Below are 19,719 nucleotides of genomic sequence, written 5' to 3'. Positions count from 1 at the left end.
ATTTTATAGAAAATCTCGCTCATACAGAGTGGGATTTATTTTTTTGACTAATGCTGACGCAGCTAAAAGCGAAACACTCATCAAGGAAACAACTATGGCTGCTAATAAATCTACTAAAGCTCAAGCTGCTACAGTCGATGATTCAACAATGGAGCAATTCAAGATTGAATCATTCGACGTGCGTAAATACAACACAATTTTCTATTCAATTCGTGACCTTTACGGACGCGAATCACAACGGCAACTGGGGTCTGACAATTTCGATTGGAAAGCTTTTAAGCTTCAGTTTGAAATCTGTTTTGGTCGTCCTGAAGATTGTCGTTACACCACAGAACAATTATTGAATTTCGCCAAATACAAATTCAACATGAGTTTGGAAGACTTGTTAGCTTATAACCGTAAATCATGGGAACTCCGCAAAAGACGAGAACAACAATATGCAGACATGGAGCAAATTAACTCTGTAATTCAACACATTCCAGAAATTACCAATTCTCATGTTGATTGCTACCAAATGCTAGATCAACAGCCATACTAAAATCTCAAAGAATCAGTTAGAAAGTATTGTTTTATGCAGCACTTCATTCTAGCTGATTCTTTTTTTACTACATTGATTTTTGTCTGAACCCATCAAACATTCTCGTTTACAGCAATAAAGGTACTAGGCCGCTCACAAGGCGTAAAGTTATACTTACGCTTGACTTCTTCACCTATATTATTTGTATTACCTTCAACAGATTTATTTAACGGTACAACCTCAGAGCGTATATGACCAGTTAGCTTATCAAACTGAATAATCATGTGCTGGTGGAAAGCCCAAACATCCGCCATACGATTACCCATACCAGAAGATATTTCATCAGGTATAAAAATATTAGCGTGCCAGGATACTTTCATCCCCTCTTTCTGGAAGTAAGCATCTATTTCAGGACGAATGTAATCCGCAGTCCCCCCGCAAAATACCAGTTCTTCAATATCCTCATCCATCTTTGAGCGTAACCACCTGGCGATCGCACGCCAATATTCATCTCTAGCAAGTAATAAAGCTTTGGACACCGACTCTCCATCAAGTTGAATCTCATCAACTTTGCGCTTGCGTGAGAGTTTTTGCATCACCTGGGGGTCACAACTGGCTCCAGCTTCTATCAGTACCTCAATAATATTGGAATTATCAGGGCTTAGTCCCGATGTTTTGGAAATCAAATTATTTACTAACCAAGACATACCAAAATTACTGGTTATTCCTGCGCCAATCGAACCACTCCGAAAGGTGAAAATACTCGCGTTGCGATAACCAAGCATTACGTACATCGAAACAGGTACACGATCGCCAAGCGATCGCCTACGGTGGAAAAATATTCCGCTACCCTCAGAAGCTGCATCATAACGAAGCATTTTCACCCGCATCTTACCTGCTGGTGTATCAAACCCCCGAAACGTATCCTTCAACCGAATTTGTAACTGTTCCTTGTCTTGCACTTCACCCGGCGGCAGCAGGACACTCAAGTAAGCTGCAACATCATTACCCAGGTTCAACTTCTCCTTAGCCAGCCAAAATGCACCGCAAATTTTGGGAATGGCTAGTTCGTATTTTAACTCCCTCAGTTGCGATATACCCCCAAACCGACGACGAGCAAGTTCTCCCAAGGCGAAATACTCATCGCCTATCCCTACCCAAGCACGAGATTCAGGACTACCTTCAGGTTGGACGCTTTCAACTGAGGCTTTAGCAACATCCGCTATTTCTGAGTCTAAAAGTAAAACAACAGGCTTTCCTTCTGGATACTCCTGAACGATAGCCTTAGTTTTACTTGCACCCATGTCAATCGTAATTACTATCTTTTTTACGTCTGTTTTCTCCTTAATTTTAGGCATATATATTGATGTTTTATTAACTTCTCCTATTGTTACTAATTTACTTGAAATAGGAATGATGCTGTAGTGCAAAACATTTTCTTTACAGGGGTTAACAGGTTTTTTACATACAAAGTAAGTAGAGAAAAAACCATTACGATCATTTTCTTCTATAACACTAATACCAAACCGAAACTGTAGATTCTAAGTAAATTAATGTATTAAAAATTTCTTCAACACACGCTGGTTAAATTACGTCCTGTATCATGAACAAATTACCCCAATCACACCCTAATTCTGTATCAACTAAAAGTTGAATTACAAAATAATATTTGTCTTTGGCTTGTGAAATAAACAATGTAATTGTGATTATTGCACCCAGTCTTACCTCAATTATCCCCACATTTACCTCACTAAAAGCACCACAATTGGGCAGTCTTGTACAATAACAATAACAAGGTATGTCCAATGGGGTTTATTACAAATTTGCTTTGGTGCAAAATTGTTGATTGCAACTTTTACAAATGAAATATCATGAAGGCAATTGCACCTCCGGAGTTAGAATGCGATCGCCTCTCCAGTTCGGTCAAATACTGTTAATGCACTCGATCACAAGCTTTGACCAAGTGTATGGCGAAATGGTTTAATCGAAACTTTGAATCATGCAGGTGCTTGGGCAAAAACTTCTTCTCAATGTGCTTTGTTAAGAGGTACAAAGCACTTCTTAGCAACAGTGCCTAACGCGATGCCTACGGCAGGCGTAGCCATCGCACTCTGAAAAATACTGCCCACAATGACAAACAGGACAAAGGAGGAAATTACGTAAGTATCACAAGCGAAGGCAAAGAATACGCTTTTCTCTAACACCTAACAGCCATTCCTGATAATCCCTTTACTCAAGACGAAATCCTGCATCAACTTCTATTTCTGCCTTAGCAATCGGGTCATCCTCATCATCATTAAAGAACCCATCATCTTCAGAATCTTCTTCCAAAACATTTGACCCTACTGATTCTGCCGTAACAGGTAGCGAGTCAGGACCTGGCTCAGTGGAATCAAAAAAAGAAACCGAAGGCGGAACCAAATTAGCTGAAACAGGAGTTACTCCCACACCATTAGTTCCAATTGTTGGTTGTAAGCCAATCACACCCTGCGAGAAAATTCCACTATGAGGATTAACAAGAACTACCTGGGGCAACCCCTCCATCCCGAATGTCCGTTTCATCTTAATTATCTGGGCTTCAAGTTGCGCGATCGCATCATGGAGGGCCGACTGCAATTCTATACCAGATACTCCCGCAGCCGATAGCGCAAACGGCAGGTAATAAGCCCGCAGCGCCTCACATACTAACTCAGTTTGCCCTCGCTTCTTCGACTGGAGATAGCTAATGACTATCCCATCCTCAGTATCCTTATTCCGCATGATTCGCGCCAACTCAACAGAATCAGCAGGCTTACTCGCTCTTGCCATACCTTTACTTCTATATAATCTGCAACCCAAGCTTTTCAGTAAGCTATTTGTCAATACTCTTACTTTAACCACACTGTAGAAGAACTTACCCCCGTATTTACTCCTAACTACCCCAATTCACACACTAATTACCCCAATCAATTGAAAATTAGGTCTAATTTTTTAAATAAAAATATGTTGTTAACTGATAAATAAACTCTTACAATTCCCATGATTGAGGTATTCTGAGGGCAAATTGACCCAACTATTTCAGCATTACTTCAAACATCAATCGTCTTGGAACAAAACTCTACAACCCTCACTGCATATAAATTGACATCAGTAGCGTTCCACAATAAACCATTGCTGTTGTCGCACAATCCAGAACTAAAACAAGGTATGTTTAATGGGGTCATTTTATCCTTATATTATTTGCAATAAATTAGATTAATTGACAATATATTTAATACAATTGTTTATCATGCAGTTCTAATAAATACTACTTCTGTTTTATATTTACTTTTTGATGACTAGGGCGTGTTTTAAAACTCGATAAAATAAGTGAAAATACTAAAAATTAACGAATTCAGCATTTACCGATGATTCTTCCACCGCAGCGTCGAGGCGACTTGACAGAGCGACAATGGAAGCGACTGAAAACTCTGCTTCCATCTCAAAAACCAAAAACTGGTCGTCCCAGCAATGACCACCGCACCATGATCAATGGAATGTTATGGATTTTACGGACGGGAGCGCCGTGGCGTGATCTACCAGAACATTACGGCGCATGGGCAACAGTAGCAGGTCGATTTTACCGTTGGCGTAGAAGTGGCATCTGGCAGAAGATTCTAGAGTCTTTGCAACAACAAGCTGATGCGTCGGGACAACTGGATTGGGAAGTACATTATGTAGATGGTAGCGTTATCCGTGCCCACCAACATTCGGCCGGAGCAAAAAGGGGGAGATAAACCCTGAAAGGGAGTTATCTGCAATTGAACAAGTACAACAAAGAGAGGCTTTGGGACGTTCTAAAGGTGGTTTTAGCACCAAGATCCATCTGCGTTGCGATGGTAATGGCAAACCTATTACATTCTTGCTGACTGTTGGTGAACGTCATGAAGCAGTCGTGTTTGAGCAATTAATGTCACAAGGAGCGGTAAAACGCCCAAGATTTGGTCGTCCGCGCATTCGTCCTGGACGAGTTGTTGGGGATAAGGGCTATAGTAGTATGAATATTCGTCGCTATTTACAGCGACGTGGCATTCGGTTAACAATCCCGCGTAGGTCGAATGAACGCAGACGTGGTAAGTTTGACAAATCGATTTATCGCCAAAGAAATAAGATTGAGCGATGTTTTAACCGTTTAAAGCAATTTCGTCGGATTGCTACACGCTATGAAAAGAAAGCTCATAACTACCTTGCAATGTTGACGCTCGCTTCTATCATTCTTTGGCTATAGTTTTAGTTTTAAAACACGCCCTAATGTATGGTAAATGATCCCGTAAAGCGAACTAAATCTATCAAGGTATACCTCTTTAAGGAAGAGAAAACTACCATTGAGGAAAAAGCGATCGCCACAGGGGTAACTGCATCTGAGTATTTACGTTCCTCTGGATTAAGGCGGGTACTAACGGCAAAACCGTCTGCCGACTTGATAACTATCCGCGCTACTGCTGGAAACCTTAAAAGCGAACTGATGATGTTATCTCACTTAGCGAAAGAAACAAATAACCAGCAAATTTTGGATACTGTTAATAAGGCGATCGCACTTGTAGATCAAACCATCGCAGCTGCATTTAACCTAGACGTTACCGATAAATCACCTTCAAGCCAAGATAAATAAGGCATTACAAGTTCTATAGCCCACGCTTTTAACTGTCTCAATTTGATTCCCGTCATCTACAAAAAACCCAATTTTCTCGACACGCTCAAGTATGTCTTGGGGAAAGATGATGCTGCGATTGTCGATACTAATATGATGGGAACAAAGCCAAATGAATTTAACCAGCAGTTTCTCACCATCAAGTACACCAACAAAGCAGTTAAACGGCAGTGCGCTCACCTCATCATCTCAATCGCACACCGCCCGAACTACCACGAGCATTTATCCAACAGTCAGTACAGTTATGTAGCAAGAGAATATCTCAAGGATATGGGATACTTGCCCAAAGAAGAATCATCTGTAGCAGCTACCAGTCAGTTTGTTGCGGTACGCCACCACGATCGCAACCACGAACACCTGCACATAATCGCCTCCCGGATTCGGTTAGATGGCACCTTAGTTAATGATTCCTATGATTATTTCAACTCCCAAGTTTCAACTAGACGCATCGCGGCGGAACTAGGATTAGAAGTAACTCCAACAACAAATGAAGCCGTCGCCTCTAGGTTAGAGAAAGAGTACGGCATTATTACACTTACCAGCCCCAACCGATCAAAAAGCATTAGAGCAGTTAACAGTAAGCACAAAACTCCAACAAGTAAAGAAATTATTCGCCAAGCAATAGGGGAAGCCATTAAGGATAGTCCCACGGTCTCTACGTTCATTCAACGCCTGGAAGAAAACAGCATTGGAGTATTGCCTAAAATGCAGGGGGAAGAACTACTAGGCTTTACCTACATTCATAATGATGTCAAAATTGCTGGTTATCAAGTATACAAACCTTATAGCTGGAACAAACTCCGGTCTGAATATGGAATCATGTACGACTCAGATAAAGATAAAGAAGTAATTCAAAAAGCTAAAGCCAAAGCAATTAACCGCATAAATAGCAACATATTAAGTAACAATAATTACTTATATAGTGATAAACCTACTAGCAGCAGTGCAAGTGATAGCAATGGTGATACCGATAGTAACTCCAAAACACTTGTTAGTACATATACACTAAACAGTAATTATCCAAGTGAGATTCTAGTAATACAATCCAAATTGGAAGACAACCCCACATTGAAAGCAAATAACACTAAGAAAAAAGTTCAGCCGCATCCCCAAAAACAGTACCCACAACAGGATATTTCAGAAGAAAATGGTCTTACTACTAAACAATTCCTGGAAGAACAATCTTCCCCTGTTCCTCCTTCTCTTAACCTTCTGCCTTCTACTCTCAAACATTTGCCTTCTATAATCACTGACTATATGCTTGTTACCAATAACTTCCGTATCGAAGGACGGGAGTTGAGTGCCAGCTTAGATAGCAATACTCTGAGTGTTTACCGTCATGGGGATAATACTCCTGTGATGCAAACCTGCTACAGTCAGAGAACCTGGTATGAAGAGATCCCAACTCGACTAACCACAAACGAAATTGAGCAGATTGAAAGTTTACGTTTCTTTACCCAACAAGTATTAATCAATCAACAGCGATCGCAAACAGGTATTGAGCAGTAGTAAACCTGCTACTAGAGAGAATTTAATCTACTGAGAATTCCTATTGTTGATATATGAAATACGAAGTGTTCAAATTTGAATACTTCGTAGAAAGCATTAAAACATCTAGGTTGATGTTTTAAGCAATTCCACTACGTATTAGTGCCAAAATTTGTACATCCGAGTCATAATAGATTTCGAGGTTGTTTTCTGGTTCTAAGTCATGAGTTATGTTATGTTTTTATAAACCAGAGCGCAACAACTTAATCTTGAAATACCCTCGTTTAAGTTTCTCGCTTCCCCTGACTTCATAAAATTTATCTGGTTTTTGGACAATTTCAACCAGTCCCTGCGCTTCCATCTTCTCAAACAATGACTGCCACGACGCAATATCTTGCTCAGGCGCAAAAATTCTAACATTGTTTATCTCGCCCATAAGCCTCTTTGTTCTAGCTATATAAAATTATAAAAGTAACTAGAACAAAAAACGATAACCCATGCCCAAGAAAAAATGTGGAATTGGATTTGACTGTGCCAGTATGATGCAGCACCCAGGCATAGATCCTGGCGACTGCTTAAATTACAAAACTTGTGGGAGTGCGCTTGAACTAACTCCTGATGAAGAACTCGAACTTGTTCGTATCCGGGAAGAACAAATGCGCCAGTATCAAGAACAAATTCGCCTGACTCGTCGTTCTGCCGCCATTATGATGCTGATGAGGCGCGGTTGCCCACAGTCACCAGAATCATTAGGTATTATCTCCGCCGTCGAGGCGATCGCCACCACATTAGATAATATTCGTACTGGACTTACTAACTTCGACGGACAGTACATCGCACCACCTAGTTGCGAACTCCACATCTACAATGTTAAACGCCCCAGTGGTACTTACTCATACTATAAACTAACTGCCGAAAACGCAATATTTGCACCTTCAGAGAAAGAACAACAAGTACGGGTAATTCACCTCAGCCATCATAATGATGCGCGGTATATAGAAGCACAACTTGGTATCGAACGACGAAACAAGTTAACCCAGGTGCGAACACTGCTTCAGAACGCAAGCGCATTGCTTGAGGAAGCAACACGTCTACTCGAACAAACCACAGATATGAACAGTCCAAATGCTACAGTTGAAGTTTTCAACATTGATGAAATTATATTCATCGACTAATAAAACCAGCTAAAATGGAGAACTTATTTCAATTACTGCTGTCAAATTTTTAACCATAGTCTTACATAGACGTGCAACTTCAGCTTAGTTCTAGTTTCTATAAATAAAAAGAATAGCTAGAACAAAGGGCAACCCTAAAATTTTGGCTTAATCTTGTAGGTGTACATTTAGAATAAAGTTCCAAAATTTAAAATTTTTAAGGGCATGGACTCAATGTAGCGATCGCTAACAATCTCTGCGGGCAATCGCAAGAGTTATTTGTTTTCTCTGGATATCCAGAAATTTATGGGGTGAAAGGTTTTTTGGGTATCCTTTCTTTAAACTAAAGGTGTAAATTGACTAATCGTACTAGTTGACTGATTAGGTTGTAGGGATTTACGTAGTGTGACGATTGTAAGAATAGTCAAAACTGTAAGGTAGATACGTTGTAGCCAGATACTACTCAAGCTCAGGGTAATACGTCCACCAATAATTCCACCTATGAACATTGTAAAACCAAGAATTATACCTAACTTGTAATCTACAAGTCCTTGCATCATAAATATTAAAGTAGCAATGAGTGAGGAAAATATATTAATAAGCTTAGTTGTTGCTATTGCTTGAACAAACGTCATGCGAAATAGCATTACATAGGCTGCTGTTAGTAAAGTCACATAACCACCACTAAAAAAGCCACCATAAATACCAATTATAAAAGTGGCTATATAGCCTACAATTTCTGCTGTCTGTGAGGGTATTGCTTCTGCTGGGATTACTCCAGCATTCTTGTGAGAAATTGATAATACCGTAACTAAAATCATGGAGATAGAGATAACAAGTGGTATTGAATTTGAAGGTACAACCAGAACAAGCAATGCTCCCAAAATTGATGATGTCAGCGTTAAACAGATTAATAATAGTAAGCGAGGACGGTCAATTACTCCTTTACCGATAAAAGGTAATGTGCCACCAATGCTCATTAATGTTAATGCAAACATATTGGTAGCAAGAGCGGTGCGTGGTTCAATTCCAAACTGAAGCATTACAGGTACAGTAATTAAAGAAGTGCTACCAGTGATGACGCTGATGACGCTTGCTATCAAAAAAACTGTCATTAGAATAAGCAATTGAATAGTTACCAAAATAGATACACTCCCTCTAAAGCACACTTTATCACACGGGATACCGGAGTTAATAATAGAAGTAAATTAGCACATAATTAATAAAACTTAAATCGCCTATTACATAAAAAATCTTACCAACCATTGATAGTTATTAATGAATTTGTTGGTATTTAGCTAGGTATTTATTCAAATAAACTATAATTTTCCTAGTTAGTTAACTACTGTCCTCAAGAACGAGCGCTAACTTCAAGAGACAGATACTAAAGTTAACAGCGTAAGCACTACAGCACTGTACTAATGTGGGGTAAGAAAAAACTAAGAAAAAAGCGTACTATTAAAATCTGCGAACCGAGAGTAGGTAAGGGTTAAAGAGGCAATGCTATTGCTCAGTTGAGCCTTTATTTAGAGTTCAATAGGTAGTCGCCAATGCAAAAAAATCGCGATCCGTCTCCACTATCCTTGCTTGTGTGAAACCAGCAGTCGTAAGTATCTGAGTCAATCCAGTACTTGATTGCCCTGAATAAGAAGTAAAACCAAGTGCTATTCGACCACCAACCTTCATAACTCGCCGCACTTCCCGCAGCCCAACTACGGCATCTGGCCAGACTTGCATAGAGTTAACCGCCAGCACTTTATCGAATTTGTTGTCTTCAAAGGGCAAACTTTCCACCGAACCTTGCCGTAAATCAACCAAACCCATCTCAATATCCGCCATGTTTCTAGCTGTAGCTTGCTCAACCATTTCTTGAGAGTAATCGATGCCTGCGATATATCCTGCTGATGCTAAAGAGGATAAACGCTGAATACCCACTCCTGAGCCGAATCCAACTTCCAACACTTGGTCATTTGGCTGAATATCGAGTAGGTCGATCACCGAATAGGTAAACGCTTGGTTCATGGATGCCATAATCATGCCACCCAACCTACCTAGCATACCCTTCGGGCGACCAAACATCTGCATGAATATACTGTCTACAATGCTCATCAGTGTTAATCGCCTCCCTAGTGTGATGCCTCTATGCTATCTAGTATTGAGTTTTTAACACATTGTCATTCTGCTTAAAATTACAAACACAACCATAATCACAAACATTACAAAAGTTACTACGGATTTATAACTAAGTAAAAAGTAACCAATAAGTTTGTATATTTTTTATCATGCTTAAACTTTGAGATCACGCTGAATAAGTATTTATCAATAAAAAGCTAAGTAAAATTTTTATAATATCGTATTTTTAAATACCCATAAATTGCTAGTCTAAATTAGAAATTTGTTGAATAGATTACCGATAAAGAGAAAGTAAAATTAAACTCTACGGATACTTTAGTGCCAAAAAGTGAAAATTTATCTTTAATTTTATAAGTTTAATTGTTCATATATGACAATTCAAGCTAAACATTTTGACACTAGATTAAATCAATGGATTCATACAGATGGTAATACAAATAATCCAGATTCGCTGTTAAAGGAAGAACTTAATAATACCCTATTAGAATATTTTTTTCCTGGGGTAAAATTTTCGTTCGGGCATATGGACGAAAAGTCTACTGTGGAACAATTAACTAATCATCCTGAAGGTCATAAATTATTATTATCGTCAAAAACTCGGTTGTTATATGGCCCCGAAGAATGTCTAGATACAATTAGACAATTATGCCCTGATAACAAAGATAGAGGTGCTTACGGGTCTATCTTTCTTGGTTCATGTAGAAATGCTGTCAATAAAGAGTTAAACATACTAATAGTTGATGATAATAATGGTGAAAATGGCGGCATTATCAGTAATGACCAAGCATATAGGTTAACAGGAGACTGTTACGGACAAATATCAAAAGACCTGTATCACGAATTAACCAAGCATCAAAAAGGTGATAAATATCGAGTAATTCAGCACCGCTTCGGTTGGATTAATCGAGACGGAGATGACAACAAATACCGTTTTGGTAAAGGTACACTACGCCCTGCTAACCTTGAGCAAATCCTCAATTATCAAAACTCCAATAACTCAACTAAAATTGACCTAATTCTTCCCTTATCTGCATTCAAGGGAACTGATAAAGATAATCCTAATGGCCCGACTAAGCCTCAAATTCAACCTGGATTATACCGACAAAATATCTGGCTAGGTGAAAAATCACAATCTGAACTCGGCAAGACAGCTATCTCACAGTTACTCGCTTCATTCCCTAACGGACTGAAAGACTTTACTGAACAATTAGAACTTGAAGCCAAAAAGCTTAAAGAAGCACAGGATGACCCTCGGCAACTTGCACAACTTTACTGCGAAAAGTACGAGAAACGGAAAGCCTTTTTAGAAGAACAAGCAACCACACTAGAAGAACAAGCAGCAGAAGATCCAACAGTAGCAGAAGAATTAGAAACTTTGCGCGATCGCATTGCTAATGACTCGTTTATTTACAAACTCATCAAAGCTGACCTGCAAGGACAGGGGCAACTTCTCGAAACTGAGAAAGTACAGCGCGAACTCGCCCGGTTCGTCCAAAATGAGTGGAAAGAAATCGCCATCGGCAAGACGTTAACATTTGAGCGAGCAATGGTTATTCCCTCCAAAGACCTGCAAAATGGGGAAATTTCCATACCGCATTATCAAGATGGCGAAGAAGTTCTCAACTTCCGCTCCCCTTTCCTCAACTCAAATGGTCTGTGCGTCTCAACTAACAAAATTGTAGAAGATATCCTTGGGCCTGATGGTCAACCTCTCGCTGGTGCGATCGCTGTCTCGGACGAAACAAGCGATCGCATTTACAACCGCCTCAATGAGCAAATTAAATCTATCCTGCCAGAAGCTCAAGGAAAAAATCTTCGATTAGAAGGTATTGAAAATTACTTAGACCAAAGTATTAGTAAGCTCGAAACTAGAGACAAAATTGAATTTACTAACAAATTTAATCAGTATATTTTAGAACTAAAATCAGTTGGTTATGAATTAGAGATTCTCCCTCAAGAGTCCGAACAAGAGCGTCAAGCACGCGACTACGATGGTGATTGTATCGGCTTCGAGCGGGCAACTAAGTATCCTAACCTCAGCGTTGAAGCAAAGGAGCGCAACCTGCCTGAAAACGCCTATGCTCCAACTGTCAAACTTAAAAAACAATCTTTTTACCAAGAAGATGGCAGTCAGCCAGAATTTGAGGAAATCGCCATCCACATGAGCGATGGCATTAGTGTGGGTGTTATCAACAATCACCTTACCTCAATTGAGGCGTTAGAGTCAGAAATTACGATTCTAAAAAATTTTGGTAGTGAAAAAGACTCAATTGAGTACGTACAGCAGGTAGCCAAACACTACGAAGATTTATTCAAAACAGAAGCCTGGGCAAAATCCAAGGGTATTGAAGGGAAGGAGATTCCGACCAAGTATCGCAGTTACATGGAAGAGTTCATCAAAACTGTTCGACAAGAACCCTTAAACCAGGCCAATGCACTAATGGCGATGAACTCTAACACCCAGATGTACCGTGAAATGATTGCTGAGGCAGCATTTCAAAATCAAATTGCAGTTGACCTTTTCAAGAGTGCCAAAAAACCTGAAATTGAAATTATTCGCAATAATAGTCGGATTCTTCACCGTGAAGTCAACTATATTAAGGATAAGAAGAAAGATGTCTATATTGACAATATAATTCAACCGACGGGATATTCACCTGTTGAGTTACTAATTGCTCAAACCAATCAGTATTTTGACAAAGCTCGCCTCGAATCGCGTGAAATCGTTCAATTTCAAGCTTTATTTAAAGGGGTTGAATTTTCTCACGAACAGCGATTAAGAGCTATCCTCATCAAAAAAGAATTCGATAAATCATTCAACCGAGCAAGTGAGTTATCTAAACAAAAAGAAACTGAAAAAGGGCCGTCTGCAAATATTACCCTTGCTAATGGTAATCAAGTAAGTATAACTAATCTTCTACAGTATGATAATGAATTTATCTGGAAAGCTAATACAATTACGATAAAATTATCAGAAATATCCGAAGATAAACGCAACAATAACCGTCCGCATAAATATTTAGTTTATGCTCAAATTAACGATGAAACTGAGAATGGTAAACCCAAGTTTAGAAAATTAGGTACACTGGCGAGGGAGCAAGAAAATAAACTCGAAGAAATAGGAATTACACTTGGACAAGAAGTAAAATCTAACAAAATATCATTCCAGCCTGAACTAAGCGAAGGTCAAATTAAACTTCTTTACCAAAAAGCTTACCAGATAGCAGAGGACTTTTATAATTCGATTCCAGAAGACCAAAAGCTAACAATGGCAGCTGCCACCTGGACGGTATCAACGACTCGTGAGACTGGTAATGATAAAAGTGGCGATCGCCAAAATAAAGTTTCTAATTTCGCTTTTGCTGCCTTTCCTCAAGAGATTATCAGTCAGTTAGATACACTCAAGTTTACCGAGTTTAGTATCACTGGATTTGACCGGAATAGTGAGTTTTTTAATGAAAATCAACCTCAGAGTATTCGATTTAATCTAGCTGAAGATGGAAAAAGTGTAATTGAAATCCAGAATCAAGAGAGTAATTACGAATCATTCGGAAATATTGAACAAAGTAATGCCCGGCTACCAATTGGTACTATTGCTATTGGCAGTGTTGAAAAAGGTGAAGTATACACCACCTCTGTTACAACCAAAGTACCCGGATTACCAGAACTCACTTTGAAAGTAGGCGAAGTTAATAAGTTTGGAAATTCCCAAAGGTTTAATAATGAACCTGCAATGTTAACAATCGAAAAGGTTGATCTGATTCGGGAAGACTATACTATTTATCTCCAAAATGGCAATAAACCTGAAAAACTAGGCAATATTGATAAAGAATCAGTCAAAGAAGGTATTGCCCAAGGCTGGCTAGCAGAAAAGCCTGGGAATGGGCAACAGTTACAGCTTAAAATTCAAACTATTATCACTGGACAAAATGCCTATGCTATAGCAGAAACATCTCAGAACAATCTGTTACGAATTAATATTACGAATCCAAAATACAAGAAACAGGAAATTAACAACCAAGCATTTCAAGAAACTTTAGTCAGGGCATTTGATAAAAAGCACGTTTATATTGCTAAAATTGGCGACCAATCACTCGGTATTATTGGTCAGCATAATGAACGTCTCGAAGCTGATTTAAATAAAGGAAATATACAAAAACAGTGGCAACGGAAAGAAAGTAGCACTGTACAAAAATTAATTGATACGGGTATTATTCGCCCAAACCAACAACGAACCACTATCCCTGTACAGATTACCAGTAATGAAAGTACCTGTAAAATAATTATTAATCCAGAAACAGTACAATATCCCGACAAATGGGTTAAACGCAGTCAGCTTATAAGTAATGAAAGGACTGTCAAAGACGAGCAGCAGGACAAACGCAACCAAATACTCAGTAAAATTAACGAACGCCCTACAATTATGTTCCAAGATAAAGAGCAAAAATTAGTAGGGCTTTTAGGATTAGCAGTTGATGAAAATTTAACTGAAAAAACCAAAAAGTATCTCGAAAAAGTAGGAGTATCATACGAACAGTTTCCTATATCACAAGCTCGGTTAGAAGCCAAAAAAGGAATGACTGTATTCGTACTTGATGAAAGTACCATCAGTGACGAATTAAGACAAACCTTTATTAACCGTGCTGGTGGTCATATCAAAAGTGCAGATACACCGTCACAACCCACTCCAATCATTCCTCAACAAACTGTATATTTTTATAATCCAAATCAACAATATACTTCTCCCGATGGAACGCTCTTAGAAACTAAAGAAGCTTTTGGATTAGTAGTTCCCGCACAAGACGCGATCGCTGTAGCCACTTGGTTAGAATCAAAATCTGCTGAAAACGATTATTTTATTGATAGTAACACAGCTACATTTATTTTTAATAAAAATGAAATTAGTGAGGAAATAAATGAAGAATTTAATAGTTTATTGGGAGAAGCTATTAATATTGGTGAAGTTGATGGTTTTGACCGCTACGAACAGCTTAGTGCAGAGTTAAATCAAAAAGTTGCAACTGAAGGTAGTCTTTTAAAATTCAACCAAATTCCAGAAAATAGTGAGTACCAAAAATCTCTAAAAGCACTTCCTAACCGTCCAAGAGAACTCAATCAAGAAGATTCTCCAGTACCAATTGTTCCTGCTAAAGTTTTACCAGAAAAGAATATAACTAATATTCAATTAAATACTAACACCACAGTTGCAGGAATTTCACAAGTCTATCAAAACACGGTTGAGATACAAGTAGTAAAGAATACACAATCAGAAGCTAAGAATCAACCAATATTACTACCCAACTCCCGTCAAGCAGATCCAACTAAAGCTATCGAAATATTGGGTAAGGTAAGCGAGGAAAAAGTAGACCAGCTGCGATCGCATCTTGAAACCCACCTCAAACCCATACTTGAAAATGACAAATCTAACTATGCACCACTGAGACAAGTTGCCTGGATCGGTGCAAAATGGGATTTGAAGGATAAAGACTTCAAGCCAGGGGTACAGGACGACTCTTTGATGGAACTTGTTAAGCAAGTATATCCTGACGCTGAGATTGTGCTGGTAAGTTATTCCGAGAACCCCGGTGCTGGGATTAACTATCACCGCGATGACTCCTACGCCGCGACGGAAGCCCGCAGCATTAATATCGGAAATTCTGACTGGGGCTATCGTGCTGCTAAGGAACGAATGGCATGGACTAGGGAAGAGAATCAGGACGCACCATACCAAGAGTTTAAACTTGGGTCGGGTACAGTAACCCGCTTTAACTGCAAAAACGAACATGCTGCACTGAATACTGAGGCTGGCAGATGGTCTATCAACATCTGGTCAATTAAAAATGACCTGGGCAGAGAAAACAGCGTTCGCCAAAAATTTGAGAACTTCCTCACCTCAAACCAACCTCCGCGTGCGGTAGTCCAAAGCAACAACGACCTCACCATTAAAGCTAACGAGTGGACACCAGGGAGAGAAATTAAAGTAGAGCGCAGTTATACCAGCCTCAGAGAATTCACCCAAAACATACCCTCATACCCTTCAAACCAACCAACTGTCGAAGAAATTATCGCCATTGGCAATTTCACTGCGGCACGCGCTGCTAATCCTCAGATTCCAGACAACCCAACTATATCTGGCAAACCAGTACCAATGGTTTATTCGCTGCATCTGCACGGCGAAGCTGCCACAGTACCAGTTAACACAACCATTGATGCTATGCGCGGACACGGTAGAATACACACTACCAGAAGTGTAGACTACCAAAAAACTTATGGTATCAATGAGGGAGATATTGCGATCGCCCAAGGTAAAAACGGCGAGCAAGTTGCTTTTCGGGTAGGTAAGCAATATAAAATTACCACCCAAATGATTCAAGACCCAAGTTACCAGCAAGCCTGGGCGAGATGGGAGAAGCATTCACCAAAAGAACTAACCCAAACTCAAGCGAGTAAGAGTCAGGTATATGGCTTATTCATAGAGCCACTAGGAGATTATGTCAATGGCAAAATTATTCCGTTCCCAACCATCCAAAAACAAGCTGCAACTCCAGTAAATATCAGCCCAGACTCTAAAGATGGGCTGGGACTAGCACTCAGCCTTGCCACTGCACTTGCCAAAGAACAAGGCAAGCTGCAAAACGATTACCAAGTTTCAGTCAATAATAATCCAGAAGCCCCCGCCGGGCAGTATGGATTAGAAACCCATGTCCAAAAACCTCAAGGGGTAGCATACGCATCCGCTGAACACGCATTTAATCACCAAAAGCAGTTGCATCCATCAGTTGATGAATACCAGCTAATGGTAGAAGTGCTTCAGGCTAAACTCGAACAACACCCCCGGCTGACTGAGGCGATCGCCAAACGTGGGGGAATCAATTGGTTAGAGAACTGTACAAGCATTACTAATGCCCAGGATCAACAGTGGCAGGGTAAGGGCAAAGAATCCGCATTTATTCAAGCCCTTAGCGAAGCGTATATATATGTAGTTGCAAAATCACAACAAACTACAGTACAAACCCAGCAGGACAAGTCCCAACAGACTGCTCTGCGGCCCACAAATCCACTCTCCCAACTCGAACCTATAAACGCCGCCGTCGCTGAACACATGAAAAAAGACATTGCGATGGCCCAATTAGCTACCCAGTTTATCGGTAAATCAGCTGCACCTCCCGGTACACCTTCAAGCACACGAAATTACGAGCAAGCATGGGGGGAACGCGCCAACACAGGAAATTACTCAAAAGAAGACATCATTATGGTGTCCGGATCTGGCCCGTGGCGTGGAGTAACAAGCGAGCAAATTGCCCAAACATTTGAAAATCACTATAAACCCTTACTTGATAAGGCAATAGCAGTGAAAAGCTCTTTTCTAGTCGGAAATACACAAGGAACTGACCAATTAGTTCAAAATTATCTCCAAGAAAAAGGGTACAAAGTAGAACAAACTTCCCAAGGATATGCTGTATTTAATCCTGTAGAAAACACCAAAGTTAGTAGCGATATTATTTCTACCAATACACAAGTATCAGATAACTCATTAATTTCTAAAAACAAGAACATTTTTTCATCACAACAAAGCCAACAACCAAATATTAACCAAGCACTCGCATCACCTGCTCAACCCGAAATACAGCAAGTTGGAGCGATGGATAGCATTATCGAGCGGATGAAAGCTAATACAGTGCAAAATCTCCAAGACTGGTATATAGCAGCTGAAAAACTCGGTAAATCAGACACATATCTCAATAGAATTCAGGAGATAACTAATTTATACATTCAAGAAAATATTAGTCTTGAGAATGCTTTTAAGGCAATGGAACAAGACATTAAAGAATTAGAAAAAGTTAATGAGATGACCAGTCTTGCTCAACGTGTAGTTAAGACAATTGGACAAGAGGATATTAATGGCATTATGACAGTCCAAACAGAAAAATATCAGATTGCTACTCAAACTCAAAACCAAACTTATCTAGTTAAAGATAAAAAGGATAATATCTTGCTATATGTCAAACAAGGAAAAACTCAAGTAAGTAACATTAGTGATGAAACATTACAAGATTTTCAATTTATGAGCGATCGCATCAATAATGCACTCAAAGATGTCAAAAAAGATTTAGTAGAAAGGTAATTTTACTATGAAAGAACTAATCGAGTTTCCAGTAGAAGGTTTAACTCCAGCAATGCAAGCTTGTCTCCTCAGAGAATTGATCGCACAGCTTAATATACCTGATGAGAAATTTGAAGAATATGCAAAAAATCCTCCAACTGCTGAGGAACGACAAGAGGCTGTGTTAAATTTAAATTCAGAAATAAATAGAATCAGTGAAATAGCACAAGAGGAAGTCAAGTTAAGCTCCACAGAAATTGAACCTGTCAATTTTGTTAATCCAGTTAGTCCAGAGTCATCTTTACAACCCGAAGTAAGCGAGTCTAAATACAATACAATTAAACCAGAAGTTCTAAAAAACTTTACAGATAAAAGTGACGACAATAATGGCAACCTAGTAGAAGAAGGTCAACACGATAAAGTACAATCTATTATCGCTAATTTCCAAATTCAACAATTTGTTATACCTATAATTTTAAACCGCTTAAATATATTTGGAAAACCAGACAAAGAGACACAAAGTATCCTTTATAAAGGCGAGACATATACTGCAAGCCTAAAATTAGGAGAAGATTCACAAACTCTTAGCCTTGATAGAAATTCGCCTGATTCAGAAGCAAGCCAAGAAGCACTGCTAGCATCTCGTAATCATAGCTCAGAGAGTTACTCTATCATCATCAATAACCTTACGCATAATGAATTTGAACGTTTTAAGGCTCTGTTTGATGAGGAACAAGCACGCTGCGAACATAACCAACAAGAATTCAAAAATCAGGATGCTGTTAAAGAGATAGATTAAATTAAATCAACCCAAAGCACACACCATACGAGAAAGCTATAAACCCCAAAACTAGCTTGTTATTAAAACTCAAGGGAGTTTTGGGGCAAATAACAACCGCAACAGAAAAATAGTAAAAAGACGCACTAAAGTCAAACAAACTTGTAGGGTTAATAGGTAATCTACCTAACCCGACCAAACATAGCATTCCTATTAAAGACCAAACAACAATATTTTCTATCCATCCTAAAAATTTATTGACATTCATAAAAAATCGTTTATTACTCTCTAAATTCGATAAATACTATTAAAACTAAAACCGATCAATAAAATTGCCTAGTCAATAGATTGCTTAATGAAAACTACATAAACCACACCATCACTTTGTAAATTTTTTAAATTTACAAATAAAGTTTTTAAATAAGCTGATTAATTTATAGTAACTGTAAAGATTAAGAAACAGTAAAAAGTAAGTGCTATAAGTATTATTATCAGGGACAATACTAAACCAAACAGTATGTAATATGAAACCTATTAATGTTGTCATCATTGAAAATGAGAACATATCTAGGGTTGGTGCGGCGACGATATTATCTGAAACTGGTAAAATCCAGGTATGTGGCCTTGCAAAAACCGGAAAAGAAGGAATAGAAATTGTTGACCAACAAAAGCCAGATATCGTGGTGATAAATATTGATTTACCTGATATCAATGGCACTGATGTCATAAGTTTAATTAAATGCAAACACACGTCAATTAAAATGGGGTAAATATAGCGAAGCTGTCACCAGGGGCAAGATAGCCTGAAAGTCTTGTGGAGTATGGGTTTGAGAAAAAAGAGTAGCTCATTGGATTTTAGCGTTTTTGACGGGCGTT

The 19,719-nt window shown here is 39.0% G+C and carries 13 protein-coding genes and 1 pseudogene; 8 read left to right on the top strand and 6 right to left on the bottom strand.

The features are described from left to right. Positions 1 to 43 precede the first annotated feature (43 nt). Entirely contained in the window at positions 44 to 538 is a 495-nt protein-coding gene (locus H6G74_RS23560) for a hypothetical protein (protein ID WP_242051333.1), read from the top strand. Positions 539 to 630: 92 nt separating this feature from the next. Here the strand turns inward: H6G74_RS23560 and H6G74_RS23555 are convergent, their stop codons facing one another. Together H6G74_RS23555 and H6G74_RS23550 are read right to left on the bottom strand one after the other, a co-directional pair. After that, positions 631 to 1,875, bottom strand: a complete 1,245-nt coding sequence (locus H6G74_RS23555; protein WP_190969964.1) for a ParM/StbA family protein — start codon at positions 1,873 to 1,875, stop codon at positions 631 to 633. A gap of 871 nt (positions 1,876 to 2,746) precedes the next feature. Next, complete coding sequence (locus H6G74_RS23550; protein WP_190969963.1) at positions 2,747 to 3,325, bottom strand: hypothetical protein; 579 nt, start codon at positions 3,323 to 3,325, stop codon at positions 2,747 to 2,749. Positions 3,326 to 3,903: 578 nt separating this feature from the next. Here H6G74_RS23550 and H6G74_RS23545 point away from each other — a divergent pair. From H6G74_RS23545 to H6G74_RS23535, 3 genes and pseudogenes are all read left to right on the top strand, one after another. Continuing rightward, positions 3,904 to 4,763: pseudogene (locus H6G74_RS23545) on the top strand (IS5 family transposase). Between the two features lie 27 nt (positions 4,764 to 4,790). Beyond that, positions 4,791 to 5,147: a plasmid mobilization protein gene (locus H6G74_RS23540; RefSeq protein ID WP_190969962.1), complete on the top strand. Its 357-nt coding sequence runs from the start codon at positions 4,791 to 4,793 to the stop codon at positions 5,145 to 5,147. Between the two features lie 42 nt (positions 5,148 to 5,189). After that, entirely contained in the window at positions 5,190 to 6,695 is a 1,506-nt protein-coding gene (locus H6G74_RS23535; protein WP_242051332.1) for a relaxase/mobilization nuclease domain-containing protein, read from the top strand. Between the two features lie 220 nt (positions 6,696 to 6,915). Here the strand turns inward: H6G74_RS23535 and H6G74_RS23530 are convergent, their stop codons facing one another. Next, positions 6,916 to 7,110 carry a hypothetical protein gene (locus H6G74_RS23530; protein WP_190969961.1) on the bottom strand — a complete coding sequence of 65 codons (195 nt, stop codon included), beginning with the start codon at positions 7,108 to 7,110 and terminating at the stop codon, positions 6,916 to 6,918. A gap of 103 nt (positions 7,111 to 7,213) precedes the next feature. Between H6G74_RS23530 and H6G74_RS23525 the strand changes: the two genes are divergently transcribed. Beyond that, positions 7,214 to 7,849, top strand: a complete 636-nt coding sequence (locus H6G74_RS23525; protein WP_242051331.1) for a hypothetical protein — start codon at positions 7,214 to 7,216, stop codon at positions 7,847 to 7,849. Positions 7,850 to 8,166: 317 nt separating this feature from the next. Here the strand turns inward: H6G74_RS23525 and H6G74_RS23520 are convergent, their stop codons facing one another. Further along, complete coding sequence (locus H6G74_RS23520) at positions 8,167 to 8,970, bottom strand: sulfite exporter TauE/SafE family protein (protein WP_190969959.1); 804 nt, start codon at positions 8,968 to 8,970, stop codon at positions 8,167 to 8,169. 391 nt (positions 8,971 to 9,361) lie between these two features. Next, positions 9,362 to 9,937 (bottom strand): class I SAM-dependent methyltransferase, encoded by a 576-nt coding sequence (locus H6G74_RS23515; protein WP_190969958.1) that lies wholly within the window; start codon positions 9,935 to 9,937, stop codon positions 9,362 to 9,364. Between the two features lie 394 nt (positions 9,938 to 10,331). Between H6G74_RS23515 and H6G74_RS23510 the strand changes: the two genes are divergently transcribed. Continuing rightward, positions 10,332 to 18,086: a hypothetical protein gene (locus tag H6G74_RS23510; RefSeq protein WP_190969957.1), complete on the top strand. Its 7,755-nt coding sequence runs from the start codon at positions 10,332 to 10,334 to the stop codon at positions 18,084 to 18,086. A 7-nt stretch (positions 18,087 to 18,093) separates the two neighbouring features. Beyond that, entirely contained in the window at positions 18,094 to 18,864 is a 771-nt protein-coding gene (locus tag H6G74_RS23505) for a hypothetical protein (RefSeq protein ID WP_190969956.1), read from the top strand. Position 18,865: 1 nt separating this feature from the next. Here H6G74_RS23505 and H6G74_RS23500 read toward each other — a convergent pair whose 3' ends face one another. Then, complete coding sequence (locus H6G74_RS23500; RefSeq protein ID WP_190969955.1) at positions 18,866 to 19,111, bottom strand: hypothetical protein; 246 nt, start codon at positions 19,109 to 19,111, stop codon at positions 18,866 to 18,868. Positions 19,112 to 19,367: 256 nt separating this feature from the next. Here H6G74_RS23500 and H6G74_RS23495 point away from each other — a divergent pair, with 256 nt between their 5' ends. Further along, positions 19,368 to 19,613 carry a response regulator transcription factor gene (locus H6G74_RS23495; RefSeq protein WP_242051330.1) on the top strand — a complete coding sequence of 82 codons (246 nt, stop codon included), beginning with the start codon at positions 19,368 to 19,370 and terminating at the stop codon, positions 19,611 to 19,613. Positions 19,614 to 19,719: the final 106 nt, after the last annotated feature.

The organism is Nostoc spongiaeforme FACHB-130, assembly GCF_014698475.1.
Lineage (GTDB): Bacteria > Cyanobacteriota > Cyanobacteriia > Cyanobacteriales > Nostocaceae > Nostoc_B > Nostoc_B spongiaeforme.
The sequence above is the reverse complement of the archived record's forward strand: the minus strand, read 5'-3'. Positions and strand labels throughout refer to the sequence as shown.